Source organism: Aromatoleum toluclasticum ATCC 700605, from assembly GCF_000378245.1.
Taxonomy (GTDB): domain Bacteria; phylum Pseudomonadota; class Gammaproteobacteria; order Burkholderiales; family Rhodocyclaceae; genus Aromatoleum; species Aromatoleum toluclasticum.
The window spans coordinates 129,311-149,720 of the sequence record NZ_KB899504.1 but is presented as its reverse complement, the minus strand read 5'-3'; the positions used below and the strand labels follow the sequence as shown (position 1 = coordinate 149,720).

At 66.5% G+C, this 20,410-nt stretch carries 21 protein-coding genes; 8 read left to right on the top strand and 13 right to left on the bottom strand.

The genetic code is table 11. The annotated features are described in order from the left end of the window. From F464_RS0120735 to F464_RS0120715, 5 genes are all read right to left on the bottom strand, one after another. A complete protein-coding gene (locus F464_RS0120735; RefSeq protein ID WP_018991776.1) occupies positions 1 to 873 on the bottom strand; it encodes a branched-chain amino acid ABC transporter permease in 873 nt (290 codons plus the stop codon). Between the two features lie 85 nt (positions 874 to 958). Beyond that, on the bottom strand, positions 959 to 2,134 hold the full coding sequence (locus F464_RS0120730) for an ABC transporter substrate-binding protein (protein ID WP_018991775.1): 1,176 nt from the start codon (positions 2,132 to 2,134) through the stop codon (positions 959 to 961). Between the two features lie 70 nt (positions 2,135 to 2,204). Then, positions 2,205 to 3,797: a class I adenylate-forming enzyme family protein gene (locus tag F464_RS0120725; protein WP_018991774.1), complete on the bottom strand. Its 1,593-nt coding sequence runs from the start codon at positions 3,795 to 3,797 to the stop codon at positions 2,205 to 2,207. Beyond that, positions 3,797 to 4,948: an acyl-CoA dehydrogenase family protein gene (locus tag F464_RS0120720; protein ID WP_018991773.1), complete on the bottom strand. Its 1,152-nt coding sequence runs from the start codon at positions 4,946 to 4,948 to the stop codon at positions 3,797 to 3,799. The genes F464_RS0120725 and F464_RS0120720 overlap by 1 nt, the downstream gene beginning before the upstream one ends. A 28-nt stretch (positions 4,949 to 4,976) precedes the next feature. Then, complete coding sequence (locus F464_RS0120715; RefSeq protein ID WP_018991772.1) at positions 4,977 to 5,780, bottom strand: IclR family transcriptional regulator; 804 nt, start codon at positions 5,778 to 5,780, stop codon at positions 4,977 to 4,979. Positions 5,781 to 6,107: 327 nt separating this feature from the next. Here F464_RS0120715 and F464_RS0120710 point away from each other — a divergent pair, with 327 nt between their 5' ends. The 8 genes from F464_RS0120710 (at position 6,108) to F464_RS29215 (ending at position 14,193) form a co-directional block, all read left to right on the top strand. Then, on the top strand, positions 6,108 to 6,881 hold the full coding sequence (locus F464_RS0120710) for an enoyl-CoA hydratase (RefSeq protein WP_018991771.1): 774 nt from the start codon (positions 6,108 to 6,110) through the stop codon (positions 6,879 to 6,881). A 3-nt stretch (positions 6,882 to 6,884) separates the two neighbouring features. Next, complete coding sequence (locus F464_RS0120705; RefSeq protein ID WP_018991770.1) at positions 6,885 to 8,405, top strand: 3-hydroxyacyl-CoA dehydrogenase; 1,521 nt, start codon at positions 6,885 to 6,887, stop codon at positions 8,403 to 8,405. A 23-nt stretch (positions 8,406 to 8,428) separates the two neighbouring features. Next, a complete protein-coding gene (locus F464_RS0120700) occupies positions 8,429 to 9,631 on the top strand; it encodes a 3-oxoadipyl-CoA thiolase (protein WP_018991769.1) in 1,203 nt (400 codons plus the stop codon). Between the two features lie 20 nt (positions 9,632 to 9,651). Next, entirely contained in the window at positions 9,652 to 10,878 is a 1,227-nt protein-coding gene (locus F464_RS0120695; protein ID WP_018991768.1) for a CaiB/BaiF CoA transferase family protein, read from the top strand. Continuing rightward, positions 10,878 to 11,696, top strand: coding sequence for an oxepin-CoA hydrolase, alternative type (locus F464_RS0120690; RefSeq protein WP_018991767.1), 819 nt, complete (start codon positions 10,878 to 10,880; stop codon positions 11,694 to 11,696). The genes F464_RS0120695 and F464_RS0120690 overlap by 1 nt, the downstream gene beginning before the upstream one ends. Positions 11,697 to 11,737: 41 nt before the next feature. After that, on the top strand, positions 11,738 to 12,742 hold the full coding sequence (locus F464_RS0120685; protein WP_026296190.1) for an NAD(P)H-dependent flavin oxidoreductase: 1,005 nt from the start codon (positions 11,738 to 11,740) through the stop codon (positions 12,740 to 12,742). Between the two features lie 243 nt (positions 12,743 to 12,985). Beyond that, positions 12,986 to 13,378, top strand: coding sequence for a hypothetical protein (locus tag F464_RS31415; protein WP_051092329.1), 393 nt, complete (start codon positions 12,986 to 12,988; stop codon positions 13,376 to 13,378). Next, the gene (locus F464_RS29215; RefSeq protein ID WP_051092328.1) at positions 13,339 to 14,193 is read left to right on the top strand and encodes a Fic family protein; all 855 of its coding nucleotides are present in this window, start codon (positions 13,339 to 13,341) and stop codon (positions 14,191 to 14,193) included. Before F464_RS31415 ends, F464_RS29215 begins: the two co-directional genes overlap by 40 nt. A 109-nt stretch (positions 14,194 to 14,302) precedes the next feature. Here F464_RS29215 and F464_RS0120675 read toward each other — a convergent pair whose 3' ends face one another. The 8 genes from F464_RS0120675 to F464_RS0120640 form a co-directional block, all read right to left on the bottom strand. Beyond that, positions 14,303 to 14,719 carry a type II toxin-antitoxin system VapC family toxin gene (locus tag F464_RS0120675; protein ID WP_018991764.1) on the bottom strand — a complete coding sequence of 139 codons (417 nt, stop codon included), beginning with the start codon at positions 14,717 to 14,719 and terminating at the stop codon, positions 14,303 to 14,305. After that, positions 14,719 to 14,955, bottom strand: coding sequence for a type II toxin-antitoxin system VapB family antitoxin (gene vapB, locus F464_RS0120670; protein WP_018991763.1), 237 nt, complete (start codon positions 14,953 to 14,955; stop codon positions 14,719 to 14,721). The genes F464_RS0120675 and vapB overlap by 1 nt, the downstream gene beginning before the upstream one ends. A 346-nt stretch (positions 14,956 to 15,301) precedes the next feature. Then, positions 15,302 to 15,709 carry an Hsp20/alpha crystallin family protein gene (locus tag F464_RS0120665; protein ID WP_018991762.1) on the bottom strand — a complete coding sequence of 136 codons (408 nt, stop codon included), beginning with the start codon at positions 15,707 to 15,709 and terminating at the stop codon, positions 15,302 to 15,304. An 18-nt stretch (positions 15,710 to 15,727) separates the two neighbouring features. Further along, the gene (locus F464_RS0120660; protein WP_018991761.1) at positions 15,728 to 16,174 is read right to left on the bottom strand and encodes an Hsp20/alpha crystallin family protein; all 447 of its coding nucleotides are present in this window, start codon (positions 16,172 to 16,174) and stop codon (positions 15,728 to 15,730) included. A 53-nt stretch (positions 16,175 to 16,227) separates the two neighbouring features. Further along, entirely contained in the window at positions 16,228 to 16,590 is a 363-nt protein-coding gene (locus tag F464_RS0120655; RefSeq protein ID WP_026296189.1) for an SPW repeat protein, read from the bottom strand. Between the two features lie 152 nt (positions 16,591 to 16,742). Continuing rightward, positions 16,743 to 18,470 carry a putative bifunctional diguanylate cyclase/phosphodiesterase gene (locus F464_RS29210; RefSeq protein ID WP_018991759.1) on the bottom strand — a complete coding sequence of 576 codons (1,728 nt, stop codon included), beginning with the start codon at positions 18,468 to 18,470 and terminating at the stop codon, positions 16,743 to 16,745. Then, on the bottom strand, positions 18,467 to 18,847 hold the full coding sequence (locus tag F464_RS0120645) for a response regulator (protein WP_018991758.1): 381 nt from the start codon (positions 18,845 to 18,847) through the stop codon (positions 18,467 to 18,469). The genes F464_RS29210 and F464_RS0120645 overlap by 4 nt, the downstream gene beginning before the upstream one ends. After that, complete coding sequence (locus F464_RS0120640) at positions 18,844 to 20,310, bottom strand: ATPase domain-containing protein (protein WP_018991757.1); 1,467 nt, start codon at positions 20,308 to 20,310, stop codon at positions 18,844 to 18,846. The genes F464_RS0120645 and F464_RS0120640 overlap by 4 nt, the downstream gene beginning before the upstream one ends. Positions 20,311 to 20,410 lie beyond the last annotated feature (100 nt).

Below are 20,410 nucleotides of genomic sequence, written 5' to 3'. Positions count from 1 at the left end.
TCATCCCCTCCTCGCCTTGGCGCCGAAAAGACCGTTCGGCATCAGGAACAGCACCAGCAGGAACAGCGCCATGCCGACCAGCTCCTGCAGCGCGGAACTCGCGAGCGTCACGGTCAGCGCCTCGGCGATGCCCAGCAGCAGCCCGCCGACCATCACGCCCGGGATCGAGCCGATACCGGCCAGCACGGTGATGATGAAGGCCTTGACGGTGAGCGCGTGGCCGAACGCGGGCTGGATCACCCCGTAGCTGAAGATTGCGACCCCGGCGAAGGAGGCGAGGATGCCGGCAACGACGAAGGAGACGATCTCGGTCGTGCGCGGATTGATGCCCATGAGCTTGGCCGCATCGCGGTTGCTCGACACCGCGCGCACCGCGCGCCCGTACCAGCTGCGCGACAACCACCACCACAGCCCGGCCATCAGCACCGAGGCGACGACGAAGAACAGCAGTTCACTGCGCATGCTGTAGAACGGCCCGACGACCACCGCATCCTGAAACCACGCGGAAGAGGTCGAACGCACGTCCGCCGACCAGATCAACAGCACCGCGTTCGTCAGGATGATGCCGATGCCGTAGGTGAGGATCAGCGAATTGAGCTCGCGGTCCTTGCGGATCAGGCTCACGAGGAAATACACCAGCACCGCGCAGGTGCACACCAGCACCAGCGCCAGCGGGATGGCGAACAGGGGGCTGAGGCCGAGCTTCGACTCGACCATGTAGGCCATGTAGGCGGCGAGCAGCACGAGTTCGCCGTGGGCGAGGTTGATCACCTTCATGGTCCCGAAGACCAGCGCCAAACCGAGGGCGATCAGGGCGTAAGAGCCGCCCTGAAGCACCCCGGAGTAGAGCGCCTGCAGGATGAGTTCCGACATGTAGGAATTGCTCCGAGTGATGCGACGGGCGCAGGCCACGGGGGGCGCCGCTACGTCCGTCGCCTGCGGCAGGAAACGCGCATGCTTACCAGGGAACGCCGGGGAAATTCATCTTCCCCGTCGCCGCGTCGCTGGGCCAGACGATCGCGATCTTGCCGTTCTGGTGCTGCCCCATGCGATGCACGAAGTTGATGTTGTCGCCCTTGTCGTTGAAGCGCACGCGCCCGATCAGCGTCTCGCGGTCGGTCTTCGCCAGCTCCTCGACGACGCCGCCCTTCTTCAGCGTGCCCTTGTCGGCGGCGCGCGCGATCGCCTCGAACAGGATCATCGACTGCACGTAGCCGAACTGGCCGAGGTAGTCGGGTTCCTTGTTGTAGAGCTTCTTGTAGGCGTCGGCGAAAAGCTTGCCGTCAGCGCTCTTGAACTCCGCCGGGAAGGGCAGCAGCGCCGTGCCATACACCGAGGGCATCAGGTCGGGAAAGTCCGCGACCATCTTGGGCGTCGCCAGCGACCACACGCCGATCATCGCCTTGACGTCGGGCTTGAGCACCTTGGCGGCGCGCAGGATGCCGACGTAGTCGTTCTCATAGCCGGCCATCAGGATCACTTCGGACTTGTCCTGCAGCCGGATCTTGTTGATGATCGGCTTGAAGTCGGTGATCGCCGGGTCGAACGCATGCATGCCGACGGTCATGCCCTGTGCCGTGAGTTCCTTCTGCACGTCCTTCGCGAGGTCAGCGGTCGCCTCCTTGGTCGAGTAGATGACTGACGCCGACTTGACCTTCATGTCGGCCAGCAGGCCTACCATCGCCTTGCGGTAACCGGCGGTGTTATTGATGCGGAAGAAGGTCTTGATTCCGCGCTCGGTCAGGCTGTCGTCGACGCCACCCGAGGTGATGTAGGGCAGGCCGAGCTTGTTCGCGGCGTCGGAGGCCGGGCCGATGTTGTTCGACCCGTAGCCGCCGGTGATCGCGACGACGCCCTGCCCGGCAAGCTTCTCGACTGCGGCGATGGCCTTGGCGGGGGCCGATTCGTCGTCGGCGGTGATGACCTTGATGGTGTGCTTGCCGTTGGTCTTGTTGAACACCTCGACCGCGACCGAGATGCCCTCGTTCATGCCCGAACCCACGCGCGCCAGCGAGCCGGTCAGCGGGATTTCCGCGCCGACGAGGAGCTCCTCGGCGGACGCGACGCCCGCGGTCAGCGACAAGGCCAGCGCAGCCAGCCCGAGTTTGCTCCGAATGATGCAGTTCCAGTCCATTTTCGTCCTCCTCCATTCATTGATCGGGGTCCGCACCGGGCCCCCGTCTTCCCGCGAAAACCGCTGCACCTCAGCGCGGTCTTCCATCCTTGACAGTCTTGTCCTGTGCCCTTGCGCGATACATGTCCTGCGCTTGCTGCTTGAGCTGCCCCTTCAGGATCTTTCCGGTCGCCGCCGCCGGCATCGCCTGCATCACGACGATTTCGGACGGGCACTTGTAGGGCGACAGCTGCCCGGCGAGGTAACCCTGCAGATCCTCGATGCTCACACTGCGCGTCGGGTCCAGCTCGACGAAGGCGACGACCTCCTCGTTGCCCTCTCCGACCTCGCGCCCGACCACCGCCGACTGCGTGACCGCCGGATGGGAGTTCAGCGCGGCCTCGACCTCGACCGGGTAGACGTTGAAGCCGGAGCGGATGATCAGCTCCTTGGTGCGGCCGACGACGAACAGCGCCCCGCCGGCATCGCGCCGGACCACGTCGCCGGTATTGAGCCAGCCGCCGGGCCGCATCGTGTCGGCGGTCAGCTCGGGCTCGTGGTAGTAGCCCTTCATCACGTTCGGCCCGCGCACCCAGAGCTCGCCGGGCTCGCCGCCGGGGACGTCGGCACCGTCCTTATCGACGACGCGGATCTCGATGCCGGGGATTACTTGCCCGACCGAGGTGTCACGGCGGGGGGCGTCGATACGGGTCTGGCTGATCGTCGGCGAGCTTTCGGTCATGCCGTAACCGTTGTGCAGCGTCTGCCCGAAGAACTGCTCGACTTCATCCTTCAGCGTCGGATCGAGCGGCGAGCCGCCGGCGTAAATGAAGCGCAGCCGCGTTTTTTCGGGCGTCCACTTGCCGCGCGCGAATTCGAGCAGGCGCGCATACATCGCCGGCACGCCCTGCAGCACGGTGATGCCGTCGTCCTGGAGCGCATCGATCAGCGCCTGCGGCGAGTAGCGCGGCACGACATGCAGCGCGGCGCCGGCGTAGAGCGTGCCGAGCATCACCGACGCGAGACCATACACGTGCGAGATCGGCAGCACGCCATACACGCAGTCCTGCGGCCGGAGCTGGCGCAGCCGGCTCGACACCGCGGCGATGAACAGCAGGTTGCGATGCGTCAGCATCACACCCTTCGGGTGGCCGGTCGTGCCGGTCGTGTAGATCAGCGCCGCCACCTGGCTGGCGCCGTCCGGCTCGACCGGCTCGGGCGTGCAGCTTTCGTTGAGCGCGCCGATCGCGATTTCACCGAAGCGTGCCAACGTCGTCCGCGCCGCCTCGTGGCGCGCCGCGTGCGCGGCGGCGTCCGGCGACACGGCGACGGTGTAGATGACCCGGCGCGCGCCGCTGTGCTCGCGGATCACGTCGATCTCGCGCGGCGACAGACGGGCGTTGACGTTCACCACCCAGGCGTCGCACTGCGCGAGCGCGAAGATCAGCGCGATCTGCGCGGTGCAGTTTTCGCCGACGATCATCACGCGGTCTCCCGGGCGCACGTCGAGCCGGCGCAACAGCGCGGCGCCTTCGTCGACCGTCGCGGCGAGTTCATGCCAAGTCCACGTGACTCCGCCTTCCGACACGGCCACCGCATCCGGCGTGGCCGCCGCCCAGCGGCGCGGGATCTCGTTCAGACGCTGCGGCAATTCGGCCAACAGCGCGTCGTCCTGCGCACCCATCACGCGGCCGCCCTGATCATGTTGCGCGCGATCACGAGCTGCTGGATCTGGCTCGTGCCCTCGTAGATGCGGAACAGGCGCACGTCACGGTAGAAACGCTCGGCCGCGTACTCCGCGATGTAGCCCGCGCCGCCGTGGATCTGCACGCTGCGGTCGGCGACGCGCCCGCACATCTCGGACGCAAAAAGCTTGCAGCACGAGGCCTCGGTCGACACATCCTCGCCCGCGTCGCGACGGCGCGCGGCGTCGAGCACCATCGAGCGCGCGGCGTAGATTTCGGCCTTGCTGTCGGCGAGCATCGCCTGGATCAGCTGGAACTCGGCGATCGGCTTGCCGAACTGCACGCGCTCCATGGCATAGCGCAGCGCGTCGTCGAGCATGCGCTCGGCCGCGCCGACACACACCGCGGCGATGTGCAACCGCCCCTTGTCGAGCACCTTCATCGCGGTCTTGAAGCCGACACCTTCGAGGCCGCCGATGACATTCGCGGCCGGCACCCGGCAGTTCTCGAAGATCACGTCGCAGGTGTGCGCGCCCTTCTGCCCCATCTTCTTGTCGATCTTGCCGAGCGACAGCCCCGGCGTGCCGGCCTCGACGATGAAGGCGGAGATCGCGTCGGCACCTTTCTTCTGAGGGTCGGTGCGCGCCATCACGGTGAAGATGCTCGCCTCCGGCGCATTCGTGATGAAGCGTTTGGTGCCGTTCAGCACATAGAAGTCGCCGTCGCGCACGGCCGTGGTTTTCAGCGAGGCTGCGTCCGAACCCGAGCCCGGCTCGGTCAGCGCGAAGGATCCGATGATCTCGCCCGCGGCGAGCCGGGGCAGATAGCGCTGCTTCTGCTCCTCGGTGCCGTCGATGACGATGCCCTGGGAGCCGATGCCGTTGTTGGTGCCGATCAGCGAGCGGAAGGCCGGCGACGTCTTCGCGATCTCGAAGGCGACGCGCACCTCCTCCTCCATCGTCAGGTTCAGGCCGCCGTACTGCTCGGGAATCGAGAGCCCGAACAGGCCCAGCTCGCGCATCTCGGCGACGATGTCCGCGGGGATCTCGTCGGTTTCGGCGACGAGCGCCTCGTTCGGCACGAGACGCTCGCGCACGAAGCGCGAAACGCCGTCCAGCAACAGGTTCAGGGTTTCGGGATCTCGAATCATGTCTTCCTCAATCGGAGTGGGGGGTTGTTCACACCCGGCCCATGTCTGTTTCCACCTTGCGCACAAGCTGAACCAGACGGGGGCCGAGATCGTTCTCGAGCTTTTCGCGCGGCAGCAGGAAACCGGGGCCGCCGCAGTTGAAGGCCATCGACTTTTCGCGCTCGATGCCGAGCAGCGGCACGCCGACGGAGTGGATGTCCTGGTGCCACTCGCCGACCGACATGCAGAACCCGCGCTCGGCGTAGTCGCGCTGCGCCTGCTCGATGCCGAGCTTGATGCGCGGCCAGTTCTCTTCGTCGGCGAGGCGGATGTGGTCCATCAGGTAATCGAATTCGCGCTCGGGCAGACTGCACAGCAGCGCCTTGCCCATCGCGGTCGTCGCGATCGGGATGCGCGAACCCACGGTGAGTTGCAGCGTCACACGCGCGCTGCTGCGGCAGCTCTCGACGTACACCATGCTCAGGCGGTCGCGCACGCCAAGCGAAACCGAGGCACGCGAGTACTCCGCGAGCTCCTGCATCGCCGGGCGCGCGATGTCGCGCACGTCCAGGTTCGCGAGCATCGAATAGCCCAGCGCCAGCACGCCCGAGGCCAGGCGGTACTGCCCCTGGCTCTCCGAATACGCGAGATAGCCCAGCTTCGTCAGCGTGTGGGTCAGCCGCGACACCGTCGGCTTCGGAATCCCGGTGCGCGCCGCCAGCTCGGCGTTGGCGAGATAGGCCTCGCCCGGCCGGAAGCAGCGCAGGATCTCCAGCCCCCGCGCCAGCGCATTGACGAACTGACGATCCTTGCTTTCCTCGTCGTCGCCGAACACCCGGATTTCACTGTCCATAAGCATTTCCTCATACCTCCACTTCATCGGTTCTTCATCGGTCGCCGGTGAAGGCGACGCCATCGTTGCACACGTGAAAGCCGTGCGTCAACATTTTGCGAAACACGCGTTCGCACAGCGAAATTAAGCTAGCCACAGTCCTATTTCCTCAAAATCCCTTCAAACCCCTATTCCGAAACGACTTTCTGACGCCACACTTACACACACCTGAACGGAATCGACCGTTTACATCGTTCGAATTCCGCTGTAACGTTTCGCACAGATCGTTTTTGCGAACTGCTGTTTCGCTGTGCGAACGATTCAAAAGCAAACCACACAGGAGCAGTGATGAGCACAGAAGTCCTGGTCGAACGCCCCGCCCCGGGCGTCGCCGTGATTCGGATCAATCGCCCCGAAGCCCGCAATGCGCTGAACCAGTCCGTGCGCGTCGCGCTGGCGGATCACTTCACGGAACTGGGCAACGATCCCGAGGTGCGCTGCATCGTGCTGACCGGCTCCGAGCGGATTTTCGCAGCCGGCGCCGATCTCCGCGATCTCGCCGAACGCGGCGCGGTCGAGATGATGCTGCGTAACACCCATCGCCTGTGGCAAGCCATCACCGCCTGCCCGAAACCGGTCATCGCGGCCGTCAGCGGTCTCGCGCTCGGCGGCGGCTGCGAGCTCGCGATGCACGCCGACATCATCGTCGCGGGCGAAGGCGCGGCCTTCGGCCAGCCCGAGGTGCGCGTGGGCATCATGCCCGGCGCCGGCGGCACGCAGCGACTGACGCGCGCGATCGGCAAGTTCCGCACGATGAAGATGGTGCTCACCGGCCAGCCGGTCGCCGCGCGTGAGGCGCTCGAGATGGGCCTCGCGAGCGAGGTCGTCGCCGATGCCGAAGTGTTTTCGCGCGCGCTCGCGCTCGCCGCCGAGATCGCCGCGCTGCCGCCGCTCGCGGTGATGCAGATCAAGGAGGTCGTGCTCGCCGGCCAGGACGCCTCGCTCGATGCCGCGCTCGCGCTCGAACGCAAGGCCTTCCAGCTTCTCTTCGCGAGCGAGGACCAGAAGGAAGGCATGCGCGCCTTCCTCGACAAACGCCAACCCGAATACCAAGGACGCTGACCCATGCTTGATTCGACCCGCAACGACCTCCTGCTCGGCGTCGTCGGCACCGGCCTGATGGGCCGCGGCATTGCCCAGATCGCCGCCCAGGGCGGCGTGCGCGTGCTGTTGCACGACGCCCGCCCGGAAGCTGCCGCCGAAGCGCGCGAGGCGATCGCGCAAACCCTTGCGACGCTCGCCGGAAAGGGCAGGATTTCTGCCGACGACGCGGCCGCCGCCACTGCGCGCCTCGGTATCGCCGACTCGCTCGACGCGCTGGCCGACTGCCACGTCGTCGTCGAGGCGATCGTCGAACGGCTCGACGCGAAGCGTGAACTCTTCGCCCGCCTCGAAGGCATCGTCGGCGACGCGTGCGTGCTCGCGACCAACACCTCTTCGCTGTCGGTGACCGCCATCGCCGCCGGCTGCCGCGTGCCCGGGCGCGTCGGCGGCTTCCACTTCTTCAGCCCGGTGCCGCTGATGAAGATCGTCGAGGTCATCGACGGCGCGATGACCGAAGCGTGGGTCGGCGACGCGCTCACCGCGCTCGCGCGGCGCATGGGCCACCAGCCTGTGCGCGCGCAGGACACGCCGGGGTTCATCGTCAATCACGCCGGCCGCGCCTTCGGCACCGAGGCGCTACGCATCCTCGGCGAAGGCATCGCCGGCGTCGCCGACATCGACCGCATTCTGCGCGAAGCCGCCGGTTTCCGCATGGGGCCGTTCGAGCTCCTCGACCTCACGGGGCTCGACGTCTCGCATCCGGTGATGGAATCGATTTACGACCAGTACTACCAGGAGCCGCGCTACCGCCCGTCGCCGATCACGCGCCAGCGCCTCGCCGCGGGCCTGCTGGGCCGCAAGAGCGGGCGCGGCTTCTACGTCTATCGCGACGGCAAGGCCGAGGTGCCGGCCGAGGACGCGCCGCCGCCCCGCACCGACACCCCGGTGTGGCTGAGTCGGCGCAACGCCGCCGCGGCCGAACGCGTCGCGGCGCTCCTCAGCAAGCTCGGCGCGCCGCTCGAGACTGGCGCGCGCCCGAGCGCCGACGCGCTGTGCCTCGTCCTGCCGCTCGGCGAGGACGCGACCGCCGCGGCGCTCGCCGAAGGGCTGGACCCCGCGCGCACGCTCGCGCTCGACCCCCTGACTCTCGACGGCCGCCGCACACTGATGCGCACGCCGCTCACGCGCCGCGACCTCGCGGAGGCCGCGCGCGGCCTCCTCGCCGCCGACGGCACACCGGTCACGGTGATCAACGACAGCCCCGGCTTCGTCGCGCAGCGCGTGCTCGCGACGATCGTCAACATCGGCTGCGACATCGCCCAGCAGCGCATCGCCACCCCCGAGGACATCGACCGCGCGGTGACGTTGGGCCTCGGCTATCCGAAGGGTCCGCTCGCGCTGGGCGACGCGCTCGGCGCCGCGACCGTGCTCGCGATCCTCGACGCGATGCACGCGATCTACCGTGATCCGCGCTACCGGCCGAGCCCGTGGCTCGTGCGCCGCGCGCGGCTGAACGTCTCCTTGCTGACCCCCGAAGACTGACCCATTACACATAAGGAATCCCCATGCTCGACGCTTACATCTACGACGGCTTGCGCTCGCCGTTCGGCCGCCATGCCGGCAAGCTCGCCCCTGTGCGCCCCGACGACCTCGTCGCGACCGTGATGCGTGAACTCGTCGCCCGTTCGCCCTTCCGCCCTGAACAGATCGAGGACGTGATCCTCGGCTGCACCTCGCAAGCCGGCGAGGACAGCCGCAACGTCGCGCGCAATGCGTTGCTCGCGGCAGGCCTGCCGCCCACGGTGCCCGGCCAGACCGTCAACCGCCTGTGCGCGAGCGGCCTCGCCGCGGTGCTCGACAGCGCCCGCGCAATCACGACCGGCGAAGGCGAGCTCTATCTCGCCGGCGGTGTCGAGAGCATGAGCCGCGCCCCCTTCGTCGTCGCGAAGGCGGAAGCCGCCTACAGCCGCGACTTCAAGGTCTACGATTCGACGATCGGCGCCCGCTTCCCGAACCCCAAGGTCGTCGAGCAGTACGGCGGCGACTCGATGCCCGAGACCGGCGACAACGTCGCGGCCGAGTTCGGCATCACGCGCGACCAGGCCGACCGCTTCGCCGCCGCGTCACAGGCGAAATACGCGGCGGCGAAGGAAGCCGGCTTCTTCGCCGGCGAGATCCTGTCCATCAGCGTGCCTACGGGGCGCAAGACCCCGCCGCTGACCGTCAGCGAAGACGAGCACCCCCGCCCCGACACGACCTACGACACCCTTGCGAAACTGAAACCCCTCTTCGAAGGCGGCGTCGTCACCGCCGGCAACGCCTCCGGTCTCAATGACGGCGCCGCGGCGCTGCTGATCGGCAACGCCGCGGTCGGCGAACGCGCCGGCGCGAAACCGATCGCGCGCATCCTAGCGGGCGCCGCGGCCGGCGTCGAGCCGCGCATCATGGGCGTCGGCCCGGCCTACGCGATCCCGAAGGCGCTCGAACGCGCCGGCCTCACGCTCGCCGACATGGACATCATCGAGATCAACGAGGCTTTCGCGTCGCAGGTGCTGGGCTGCCTGAAGCTGATGAACGTCGCCTTCGACGATCCGCGCGTCAATCCCAACGGCGGCGCCATCGCGATCGGCCACCCGCTGGGCGCCTCCGGCGCACGCCTCGCGCTGACCGTCGCGCGACAGCTGCAGCGTACCAACGGCCGCTACGCCGCGATCAGCCTGTGCATCGGCGTCGGCCAGGGGCTGGCGATCATCATCGAGCGCGTCTGAGAACGGGACAGGAGACGAAGATGACCGAAGGCGCCCTGTCCCACCTCCGCGTGCTCGACCTGTCGCGCGTGCTCGCCGGCCCCTGGGCCGGCCAGACGCTCGCCGACCTGGGCGCCGACGTCATCAAGGTCGAACGCCCCGGCAGCGGCGACGACACCCGCGGCTGGGGCCCGCCCTACCTCAAGGACCGCGACGGCGAGGACACCCGCGAAGCGGCCTACTACCTCGCCGCGAACCGCGGCAAGCGCTCGGTGACGATCGACATCACGCGCCCCGAGGGCCAGGCACTGGTGCGCGAGCTGGCCGCCGAGAGCGACATCCTGATCGAGAACTACAAGGTCGGCGCGCTCGCGCGCTACGGCCTCGGCTACGAGGACATCCGCAAGCTCAATTCGCGCCTCATCTACTGCTCGATCACCGGCTTCGGACAGAACGGGCCGCTCGCCGAGATTCCCGGCTACGACTTCATCATCCAGGCGATGGGCGGCATGATGAGCATCACCGGCGAACGCGACGAACTGCCCGGCGGTGGCCCGCAGAAACTCGGCATCGCCTTCGCCGACCTGATGACCGGCATGTATGCGACCGTCGCGATCCTCGCCGCGCTCGCGCACCGCGACGTCAGCGGCACCGGCCAGTACATCGACATGGCGTTGCTCGACGTGCAGGTCGCGAGCATGTCCAACATGAACCTCAACTACCTCACCTCGGGCCGCGTGCCGGGACGCCACGGCAACGCCCACGCGAACATCGTGCCCTACCAGGTCTTCCCCGCACAGGACCTGCCCTTCGTGGTCGCCGCCGGCAACGACGGACAGTTCGCGAAACTCGCCGCGGTCGTCGGCCGCCCGGAACTCGCCGTCGACCCGCGCTTCGCGACCAACGCCGGCCGCGTGCGCCATCGCGAGGAGCTGATCCCGCTGCTCGAGGCGCTCTTCCGCGAGCGCCCCGCGCAGCACTGGATCGACGCGCTCGGCGCGGCCGGCGTCCCGAGCGGGCCGATCAACGATATCGCCCAGGCGCTCGACCACCCGCAGGTGCGCCATCGCGGCATGCGCATCGAGCTGCCCCACCCGCAGGCCGGCACGGTGCCGCTCGTCGCGAGCCCGTTCAAGCTCTCCACGACGCCGGTCCGCTACGATCGGCCGCCGCCGCTGCTTGGCGAACACACGCGGGAGATCCTCGCCAACCGCCTCGGCCGCACTAGTGCCGAGATCGAGGCCCTGCACGCGCGCGGGGTGATCTGATGACGACGACGCCCCTCGACGACGCAACCGGCGCGCGCCTGATCGTCGAACGCCACGGCCCGGTGCTGCAGCTCACCCTCAGCAATCCGGCGCTGCGCAACGCCCTGCACCCCGACATCTACGCCGCCGGCCTCACCGCCGTCACCGACGCCGCCGCCGACCCGACGCTCGGTGCGATCGTCCTGACCGGCGACGGTGCGCACTTCTGCGCCGGCGGCAACGTCAAGCGGCTCGCCGCGAACCGCCAGCGCCCGCCCGAAATCCAGCGCGACGGCATCGAGTGCTTCCACCGCTGGGTACTGGCGCTGCGCCGCTGCCCGCTGCCCATCGTCGCCGCGGTCGAAGGCAGCGCCGCCGGCGCGGGATTCTCGCTCGCGCTCGCCTGCGACCTCATCGTCGCCGCCGAGAGCGCGAAGTTCGGCATGGCCTACGTCAAGATCGGCCTGAGCCCCGACGGTGGCGGCTCGGCCTTCGCCGGCCGCGCGCTGCCGCGCCAGCTCGCCGCCGAACTGCTGCTCACGGGCGCCCCGATCGACAGCCGGCGCCTGCAGGCGCTCGGCGTCGTCAATCGCGTCGTCGCCGACGGCACCGCGCTCGCCGAGGGGCTCGCGCTCGCACAAGGGCTCGCGCGCGGGCCGCGCCACGCCCAAGCCCGCATCAAGGCGTTGCTCGACGCCGCGCCTACGACCCCGCTCGAGATGCAACTCGCCTTCGAACGGGACCACTTCCTCGACAGTCTGTTCGGCCCCGAAGCGGCCGAAGGCGTCGAAGCCTTCTGCGCGAAGCGTGCGCCCGATTTCAGCCGGAGCACGATGTGAAGATGCCCGAGTTGAACGCAACGGAGTCGACCACCCGCGAAATGAACCCGGCCGACCAGCCCCCGACCTTCCGCACCCGCATCACCGAACTCTTCGACACGCGCCTGCCGATCGTCGCGAGCGGTCTGCAGTGGTTGTCGAACGCGGATTACGTCGCCGCGGCCGCACACGCCGGCATAATCGGTTTCATCACCGCGGCAAGCTTCGCCGAACTCGACGATCTGCGCCGCGAGATCCGCCGCTGCCGCGAGCTCGCGGATGGCAAGCCCTTCGGCGTCAACATCTCGATGCTACCGAAGCTCGCCAAGGGCGACCGTGTCGATGCCGTCGTCGACCTCGTCTGCGATGAAGGCGTACGCTTCGTCGAGACCGCCGGCCGCAATCCCGAGCCCTACCTGCCGCGTCTGCACGCGGCGGGCATCAAGGTGCTGCACAAGGTGCCGACCGTGCGCCACGCGCGCTCGGCGCAGGCCGCGGGCGTCGACGCGATCACGGTGGTCGGCGCCGAATGCGGCGGCCATCCCGGCACTGAACTGATCGGTACGATGGTTCAGGTCGCCCTTGCCGCGCGCGACCTCACCGTCCCGCTCATCGCCGCGGGGGGTATCGCGACCGGCGCCCAACTCGTCGCCGCGCTGGCGCTCGGCGCCGACGGCGTCGCAATCGGCACACGATTCCTCGTCGCGGAGGAAATCTGGGCGCATCCAGATTACAAAGCCCGGCTTATAGCGGCGCAAGAAACCGACACCGCACTCGTCATGGAGTCGCTCAAGAACACGGTACGCGCGCTTCGTAATGACACTACCGATACTGTCCGGAAGATCGAAATCGAAGCTGGGGGCGACCTTGAAACACTGATGCCACACATCGCAGGCCGGATAGGTCGGCAAGCATACGAGTCGGGTAACACCCGGCACGGCATCCTATCGCTTGGGCAATCTGTTGCCTTTGCCGATCAGGTCGAACCTTTAAACAATATTGTCTGCCGACTTGAAGCGGAAGCGAGAATAGCGCTTGAACAGCTGGACAAGAAATGCAGCCGATGAATCGGCGGGCGCAACGCCGGGATAGTGGCCCCAGTCGGCCAGAAAAGCTGACCGAGACCTACCGGGAATCGGACGAGTTGCAGCGGGCGATGCGCTACAGCGAGATTTTCAGCCGGTCATGGCGCAAGAGGGACCGGGATGTGAGCACCGGATACCTATGGGTATAAAATACTTGTCCAAACGGCCAACAATCAAAAAAATCCTGTAGCGCTTCGAAAAATCCGGGCACGAGGGCGACGCTTCATGGACTTGGTTGGCTACGAATTCCTTCGGCGCAGGCTCAACCTGAGCGCCTTCCCGCTGGCCCATCCGGCGCGGGTGGCGCCGGTCCAGCGCATTATGCATCTGCCGAACGACGGCGTGCAGGTGCCGCGCACCGTTGCGCCCGAGTCCGACCATCCGCTCGATCATGTGCTCTTCTCGCTTCGCCACGAAGGGATCAATCTGCAGGTGCTCGCCGAAGCAATGCCGCACATCCCCGCCGAGGATCTGGTACAGCGCTTGCGCGCGACGCCCTCCGGGCCCTACATCCGGCAAGCGTGCTATCTGTGGGAGTCGTTCACCGGGCGCGAGTTATCCGCAAAGCCGAAGCTTTCGTGGCCTTGTTGCAGCAAGCGCACGAGAACATTGAGCTGACGGAACAGTATCTGTCCGATCTACAGTCCTCGACGCTCTCGAACCCATACGATCGGGCAGCCTGCTTTCGTCACGAGCAGAACTGGCTGCGCGGGGCAAGCAGCGTCACCTATGTGCCGCCGGCCCCCGATCTGCTGACGAGCCTGATGCCTGCCTTCATGGCAATGGCGAACGGCCTGTCCAAACAGATCGACCCGATCGTTGCGGCATCCGTCGAGTCCTTCGGTTTCGTGTTCCTGCACCCCTACATGGATGGCAACGGCCGCCTGTCACGTTTCCAGTTTCATCACGCCTTGTGTCAGTCCGGCCAACTGGAACCGGGCCTGCTGCTGCCCGTGTCGATCGCAATGAAGCGCCACGAGGAGCAGTATCTGCTGGCCCTGCAGTCCTTTTCGAAGCCGGCCCGCAAGCTGTGGGATGTGACGTGGATCGACGAGGATCAGTTCGCGTTCGACTTCAAGGGGCAGCCTTCGATCTATCGCTACTGGGATGCCACGCCTTGCGTCGAGTTCGGCTTCCGGATGGCTGAAGAAGCCCTCAACGTCGATCTACGGCACGAGACCGAGTTTCTCGCGAGCTTCGACCGCATCAGCAGGGCCGTGAACGAGGAATTCGATTTGCGGTCGAACGACCAGCACCTGTTGATCGGATGGGCGCTGCAAAACGGGGGCGCGATCTCGAAGAAACGGCGCAAGCAGTTGATCGAAAGGGTGCCCGCCGAAGCCTTCGAGTTCATAGAAGCGCTGGTGAAGGCTGAACTCGCGCAGCAGGAGGCGCCGAGTCCTTCACGTCCTCGATCCGGTCCCGGCCTCTGAACAGAGTGCCGGGTGGGCATGAGGATATTCGGGCGCTATGCAGGCTCATCGAGCCTTGGCTGCGGTTGCGGCCTCGAAATGACACTTACGTTGAAGCTCTCGAGGCGGCTCAATGCTCCGGTTCAATTGGTGTCAGCCAGTTCTCCGTCATCACTTCGGGGTACTTTGCGAAGTCCTTCATGTTGTTGGTGACGACCGCAGCGCCGAGCGCTACCGCATGGGCTGCAATCAACTTGTCGAGATGATCCTTCTTGCTCTCGCGAGAGGCCAGTCGGATCGGGCCATATGCGATTGCCGCTTCGGCATCGAAGGGCATGACGGGAATATCCTGGATGAGGTCGTCAAGATTGGCGCGCTCGCGCTCCTGATCGGCCGACACCGCTACGCCGTATTGAAGTTCGGCAAAGGTGATTGCTGACATTACGACATCACCCACATAGCACTCGGCAAAGCGTCGAGCGACCTCCTCGGGATGGTTCTTCATCAGATAGATGCACATGTTGGTGTCGAGCATGTAGCGCGCCATCACAGGGCATCCCTTTCGGCTTGCTCCTGATCGCCGCGACCTTCAACCATGAAGTCCGGGGAGAACCTCGCAAACTTGGCCATCACACCCGCGAGAGACCGACGAGCGGGCCGAATGCGCAACTCGTCGCCAACGCGTTCGATTTCCAGCTCGATGTCGGTGCGCTCATAAGCCAAGTCCGATGGAATACGCACGGCCTGTGAATTGCCGTTCTTGAAGGCACGCGTGGTGTGCATGGCAAGCTCCTACAGCGGATGTACGATGTGTGTACATTAGGCCGGGCGAACCATTTTGTAAATACATGGATGTACACACATAGGACGAAAGATCCTGGCGCCCCGCACGGATCCCACTACCATACCGATTGGAATTCTGCGGCCTCGGGCCGCATCCCATCGGCGGTGGTGCGCGGACCGACGGCGCCTCCGCACGGACGCGGGGCGCCCTCGCGCAATCGCGCTTCGTTCCCCGTGGTCAACGTACGGCGGGAGTTGCACCCGCGGCAATGCGTCCGTGCCGGGTACACAAGACAGGCGGCGCCTGGTCTCCCGGACGCTGCCTGAACTCGCGCCACGCTACGGCTCAGCTCACGCGGACCTCAATCTTGCGGGGACAGAATTCCGAGCGTTTCGGGATATGCACCGTCAGAACGCCATCCTTCAGGCTCGCTTCGGTTCGCTCCGCGTCCAACTCGCCGCTCAGCGCAAAGCTGCGCGCATAGCGCGTGGCCTGCACGTCCGCGTACTGCGCTTCCATCCCCTCCGGCATATCGATCACCACGTCACCCTCTATGATCAAGCGATGACGATCGGCCTGAACGTTGAGACGGTCCTTCGCGACACCGGGGAGGTCCGCCTCCACCGTGATCCCTTCGCTGTCCTCGAAGATATCAACCAGCGGCATCAGCGTGCGCACCTCCTCACCCGTTTTCACCTGCACTGCGCTTGTGCCGGCGTCTTGCGTCCTTGCAACTTCCGATGTGGTTTCCATGATGCACCTCCATCACGTTCACCGTACTTCGATCTGCCGCGGGCGCACCGATTCGCGGCGCGGGACGGTGATATGCAGGACGCCATCCCGGTAGTTCGCATCGGCGTGTTCGGGATCCACATCCTCGGGCAACGAAACGACCCGACGGAAATCGCCGCCGAAACGCTCGCGCCGGTAGTAGGCGCCCCCTTCCCGGGTCGGCACCTCGCGGCTGCCCGACACCGCCAGCAGACTCTTCTCGATCGAGATGTCGACCGTCTTCGGATCGAGTCCGGCCCCGAAGAGGTAAACGTCCACCCTCTCCGGACTTGCGCCGATGTTGACCTGCGGGAATGAGCCTCTGCGAACGGCCCGGATCCCGGTCGTCCGATTCAGCGTGTCGAACATCCTGTCCATTTCCTCTTCGAACGGCGCGAAATCGTCGAAGATGCTCTTGTCGAAACTGCTCATCCAACTGCCCAACATGACCCCCACCTCCTTTCCGGAAGCCTGATACGTTTCCTCCGTCTAGCGCTTGATTACGTCGCCGGCGTCCACCACCCGCCGATGCTCTTGTCCGTACCCAGCGCCCAGAGCGCGAGTACGGCGACCACCAGACCGACGAGCACTGCATTCCACACGGCCGCCGTGACTCCCGCAAAGCCGAGGATCCACGGCGAGGCCACGAGCCATGCGCCGATTGCCACGCTTGACCACTCTTCCCAAGCCGCGACCTTGAAGAGTTCGAACAACGCGAGTGCTGCGACGAGCGCTCCGGCAATCACCGCATTCCAGGTCGGCGTCGTCTCCATCGCGTAGGAAAACGCCCACGGCGATACCGCGAGCCACACGCCCAAGATGAGATTCACCGGGTCTTGCCAGTGTTTGACTGTTGCTGACATGATCTTCCCTCCGCACACGACGAATGCAGATCACCGTCCGACCGCGAGGGGAGACTGCGGATGGTCGTCACCGGGCAATTCGCTCGACTGACTACCGCGATCCGGTGCGCTCGACCGACCCGCCGTCTCGCCTTGGGGTCATCCGGGTACCTTCACGCTGCTGTTGACCGCGGCGACGAATGCCGGTTCCCATCCCACGCCTCCGCGCGACGCCGGCGCAGGGGTTGGGCGAAATCGGCCGCCGGCACCGGCCGTCCGACCACGAAGCCTTGGACTTCGTCGCAGCCGTGGGCACGCAGGTTCTCCAGTTGCTCGACCGTCTCAACCCCCTCCGCGATGACCTTGAGCTTCAGGCTGTGCGCGACCGCGACGATCGCGCGCACGATCGCGACGCTGTCGGCGTCGTGCGCGATGTCGCTGACGAACGAGCGGTCGATCTTCAGCGTCGCAACCGGCAACCGCTTTAGGTAGCTCATCGCCGAATAGCCAGTGCCGAAATCGTCGATCGACAGCTGCACCCCCAGCCCCCGCAGCTTGCGCAATACCTCCATCGATTCGGGCGCGCACTCCATCAGACTGCTCTCGGTGATCTCCAGCTCGAGGTAGCACGGATCCAGCCCCGTCTCGGCGAGCACGCGCGCGACGATCTTCTCGACACCGTGGCGGAACTGGCGCGCCGACACGTTGACGGCCGCGCGCAACGGCGGCAACCCCGCCTGCTGCCACGCCTTGTTCTGCCGGCAAGCCGCGGCGAGTGCCCATTCGCCGATCGACTCGACGAGGCCGGTCTCCTCCGCAATCGGGATGAAGCGGGTCGGCGCCACCCGCCCGAGTTCGGGCTCGTCCCAGCGCGCGAGGGCCTCGAAACCGACGATGTCTCCGCTGGCGATATCGACCTGGGGCTGGTATTCGAGCACCAGTTCGCCACGCTCCACCGCTCCACGCAGGCGGGTCTCGAGGTTGAGGCGGTCGAGCACCTGGGTCTTCATCTGCGGCGTATAGAACTGGTAGGTGCCGCCGCCCTCGCCCTTGGCACGATACAGGGCGGTATCGGCGTTCTCGAGCAGGGCCGCCGCATGCCCTGCATCCTCCGGAAAAAGCGTGATGCCGACGCTCGCCGTTGCATACACGGTATGACCGACCAACTCGAAGGGCTGCGACGACAACGCCGCGAGCAGCCGCTCCGCCACGAGCACCGGTTCGCGCAAATGCTGGAACTCGGGCAGGAACGCGGCAAAGCTGTCGCCGCCGAAGTGGGCCAGCGTGTCGCGCGGCAGACAGGCGGCGAGGCGCGCGGCGACCGCCTGCAGCAGCAGGTCGCCGTAGGCATGTCCGAAGGACTCGTTGATCGCGTTGAAACGATCCAGATCGAGCAGCAACACGGCCAGCGAACGGCGGTCCGCGCGCGCCCGGGCGACCGCCGCCTCGAGGCGTTCCGAAAACAGATACCGGTTCGGAAGATCGGTGAGCGGATCGTGCAGGGCCATGTGGCGCAACTGCGCCTCGTGGGTCGTCCGGAGATCGAGCGACAACTTGCGCATGCGCGCCAGCACCTGCAGGCGCACCTGCAACTCGGCCTTCTCGATCGGCGTCGCGATCACCTCGTCGACGGTTTGCCACAGCTGTTGCGTGCCGAGGCCGGCGCCGCGCCGCGCGGTCACAAACAGGAAGGGCAGCAGGATCGGCTGCTCGCGTTCCTTGCGCGCAGCGATCGCATCGCGCAGCCGCTCCAGCGCCGGGCCGTCGACGATGCCGAGGTCGAAGGGCTGCCCGAGCGACCCTGCACTCTCGCCGACCACGACCTGATAGTGCGGGGCGAGCCACTCCGCCAGCAGGCGGCGGTTGCGGCGATGAGCGAGCAGCAGCAGAACGCGCGTCACGCCGGCTCCTCCAGCAGGCCGCGCACCATCTGCGCGAGCAGCTTCGGCGAGAGCGGTTTGGGTAGTACCGCCCGCGCCCCGCAGCGTGCGCCGTGCAGTTGCATGAAGGGTTTCGCGCGCCGCCCGACCAGCACCAGCACCTCGACCTGGCGCTCGCGCAGCCGGCGGCAGCGGTCCCACACGGCAATGTCGAATCCGTCGACATCCACCAGCGCAAGCGCGATCGCGCCGGACTGCGCGAGCACCGCGTCGAACTGCGCCAGATCGGCCGCGCACAGCGTCTCGAAGCCGTTGCCCGACAGGCATTGCAGCAGGAGGGCGAGATTGCGCGGATTGCGGTCGACAACGAGGACCGCCCGCGGTGGCACACTGTTCATTGGGGCGTGACTCCAGACTCGTGGCGCCACTCCGGGGTACCGGTCAGAATGCCGCGCAGGTCGGTGAGGGGCTTGCCGACCTTGATGCCGTCGGCGGTGATCTCGATCTCGCGCAAGGTCTTCTCGAAGTCGCCGAGGCGCTTCTTCAGCACACCTATCGCCTTGCGCAGCTCACCGCGAACCTCGAGATAGCGCAGAAACACGATGTTGTCGGCCAGATACCCCAGGCCGGTCTCTGTGGCCTGGAAGTCACCCGTGATCGACTCGACTTCGTCCACCAGCAGCACGGTCATGCCGCGGTTGCGCAGATCACGGCACAGGGCATGAAGGTCGCTGACCAGATCGTCTCCGCTTAGCGAGAGCCGGAATCCCGCGATGCTGTCGATCATCACGGTGCGCGCGCCCTGGTTTTCGATGTCGCGCACGACCTGCCGGTAGAACTCCGCCGGCGAGAACCGCAACGGCTCGATCTGTTGCAGCTGCAACGTACCCTGCCCCACCAGCGACCGCACGGGCAGGCTGATGGCGTCGCAACGGCGCAGGATCATCTCCACGCTTTCGTCGAACGTATACACGATGCCGTGTCCGCGGCGCGCCGCAACCTCCTTGAGCAACTGCAAGCACAGGGTCGTCTTGCCCACGCCCGACGGGCCGCTGATGATGGTCACGGTGCCGCGCTCGATGCCGCCGTGCAGCAGTTCGTCGAGGCCGGGCACACCCAGGGACTGAATCTCGCCGGCAATCTCGTCCCGCGGCTGGTCCGGAACGAGCCGCGGGAAGATCGTCATGCCGGTGTCGCCCAAGCGCAGCGCATGCCAGCCATCGCGAAAGCCCGAACCGCGGAATTTCGCGACATTCAGGCTGCGCCCCTGCGGCGTCGCGGCGAGGGTGATCACCCCGTCGGCCATGAATTGCAGATCCTCGTCGGGGGCGGTCGGACTGCCTTCGGAAGTGAATAGGACGGTCGCGCCCTGCCCCACAAGAAAGCGCAGGAAGGACAATACCTGCTTGAAAAAGTGGAACGGCTCCGCCGCCAAGTAGCGGAACTGCGTCATCGCGTCAAGAAAGACGCGCTGCGGTCGCAAGGCTTCGATCTCGCCGACGATGCGGCGGGTGATCGGCTCCAGATCGACCTCTGCCGGTGAAAAGATGTCGTACGAGCCGGACTCGGCGAAAAACTCCGGCGTCGGCGACAGATCGAGGAAGCTCACCCGCTCGAGGTCGAGGCCCAGCGCCGATCCGTTCTGCCGCAGCTGCTTCTCCGGCTCGGCAAGCGTGATGAAGAGGCAGCGCTCCCCTTGCCTCGCCCCCGCGGCGAGGAAGTGCAGTCCCAGCATCGTCTTCCCCGTTCCGGGACCGCCGCGCACGAGATAGGCACGGTCCTTGATGAAGCCGCCGCACAGCACTTCGTCCAGTCCGTCGATGCCGCTGCCGATGCGCAACCCCAGATCGTCCAGATTCATGGCAAGGCACTCCGCTTCCTTGGCCTGGTAGATTTGACCCGCATGAACGCCCGCGGTTGCCTTACCGGGCGGGAACGGCATGCCGCGCTTCTTGCCTAAT

Bases quoted from the DNA above. Each gene is read 5' to 3' on its own strand.
- F464_RS0120660 (WP_018991761.1), bottom strand. From the start codon at position 16,174: ATGTTGGGCAGTTGGATGAGCAGTTTCGACAAGAGCATCTTCGACGAT.
- F464_RS0120645 (WP_018991758.1), bottom strand. From the start codon at position 18,847: ATGAACAGTGTGCCACCGCGGGCGGTCCTCGTTGTCGACCGCAATCCG.
- F464_RS0120690 (WP_018991767.1), top strand. From the start codon at position 10,878: ATGACGACGACGCCCCTCGACGACGCAACCGGCGCGCGCCTGATCGTC.
- F464_RS0120700 (WP_018991769.1), top strand. From the start codon at position 8,429: ATGCTCGACGCTTACATCTACGACGGCTTGCGCTCGCCGTTCGGCCGC.
- F464_RS0120655 (WP_026296189.1), bottom strand. From the start codon at position 16,590: ATGTCAGCAACAGTCAAACACTGGCAAGACCCGGTGAATCTCATCTTG.
- F464_RS0120685 (WP_026296190.1), top strand. From the start codon at position 11,738: ATGAACCCGGCCGACCAGCCCCCGACCTTCCGCACCCGCATCACCGAA.
- F464_RS0120730 (WP_018991775.1), bottom strand. From the start codon at position 2,134: ATGGACTGGAACTGCATCATTCGGAGCAAACTCGGGCTGGCTGCGCTG.
- F464_RS0120710 (WP_018991771.1), top strand. From the start codon at position 6,108: ATGAGCACAGAAGTCCTGGTCGAACGCCCCGCCCCGGGCGTCGCCGTG.
- F464_RS0120675 (WP_018991764.1), bottom strand. From the start codon at position 14,719: ATGGCGCGCTACATGCTCGACACCAACATGTGCATCTATCTGATGAAG.
- F464_RS0120720 (WP_018991773.1), bottom strand. From the start codon at position 4,948: ATGATTCGAGATCCCGAAACCCTGAACCTGTTGCTGGACGGCGTTTCG.
- F464_RS0120705 (WP_018991770.1), top strand. From the start codon at position 6,885: ATGCTTGATTCGACCCGCAACGACCTCCTGCTCGGCGTCGTCGGCACC.
- vapB (WP_018991763.1), bottom strand. From the start codon at position 14,955: ATGCACACCACGCGTGCCTTCAAGAACGGCAATTCACAGGCCGTGCGT.
- F464_RS0120725 (WP_018991774.1), bottom strand. From the start codon at position 3,797: ATGGGTGCGCAGGACGACGCGCTGTTGGCCGAATTGCCGCAGCGTCTG.
- F464_RS0120735 (WP_018991776.1), bottom strand. From the start codon at position 873: ATGTCGGAACTCATCCTGCAGGCGCTCTACTCCGGGGTGCTTCAGGGC.
- F464_RS0120695 (WP_018991768.1), top strand. From the start codon at position 9,652: ATGACCGAAGGCGCCCTGTCCCACCTCCGCGTGCTCGACCTGTCGCGC.
- F464_RS0120665 (WP_018991762.1), bottom strand. From the start codon at position 15,709: ATGGAAACCACATCGGAAGTTGCAAGGACGCAAGACGCCGGCACAAGC.
- F464_RS31415 (WP_051092329.1), top strand. From the start codon at position 12,986: ATGGACTTGGTTGGCTACGAATTCCTTCGGCGCAGGCTCAACCTGAGC.
- F464_RS0120715 (WP_018991772.1), bottom strand. From the start codon at position 5,780: ATGGACAGTGAAATCCGGGTGTTCGGCGACGACGAGGAAAGCAAGGAT.
- F464_RS0120640 (WP_018991757.1), bottom strand. From the start codon at position 20,310: ATGAATCTGGACGATCTGGGGTTGCGCATCGGCAGCGGCATCGACGGA.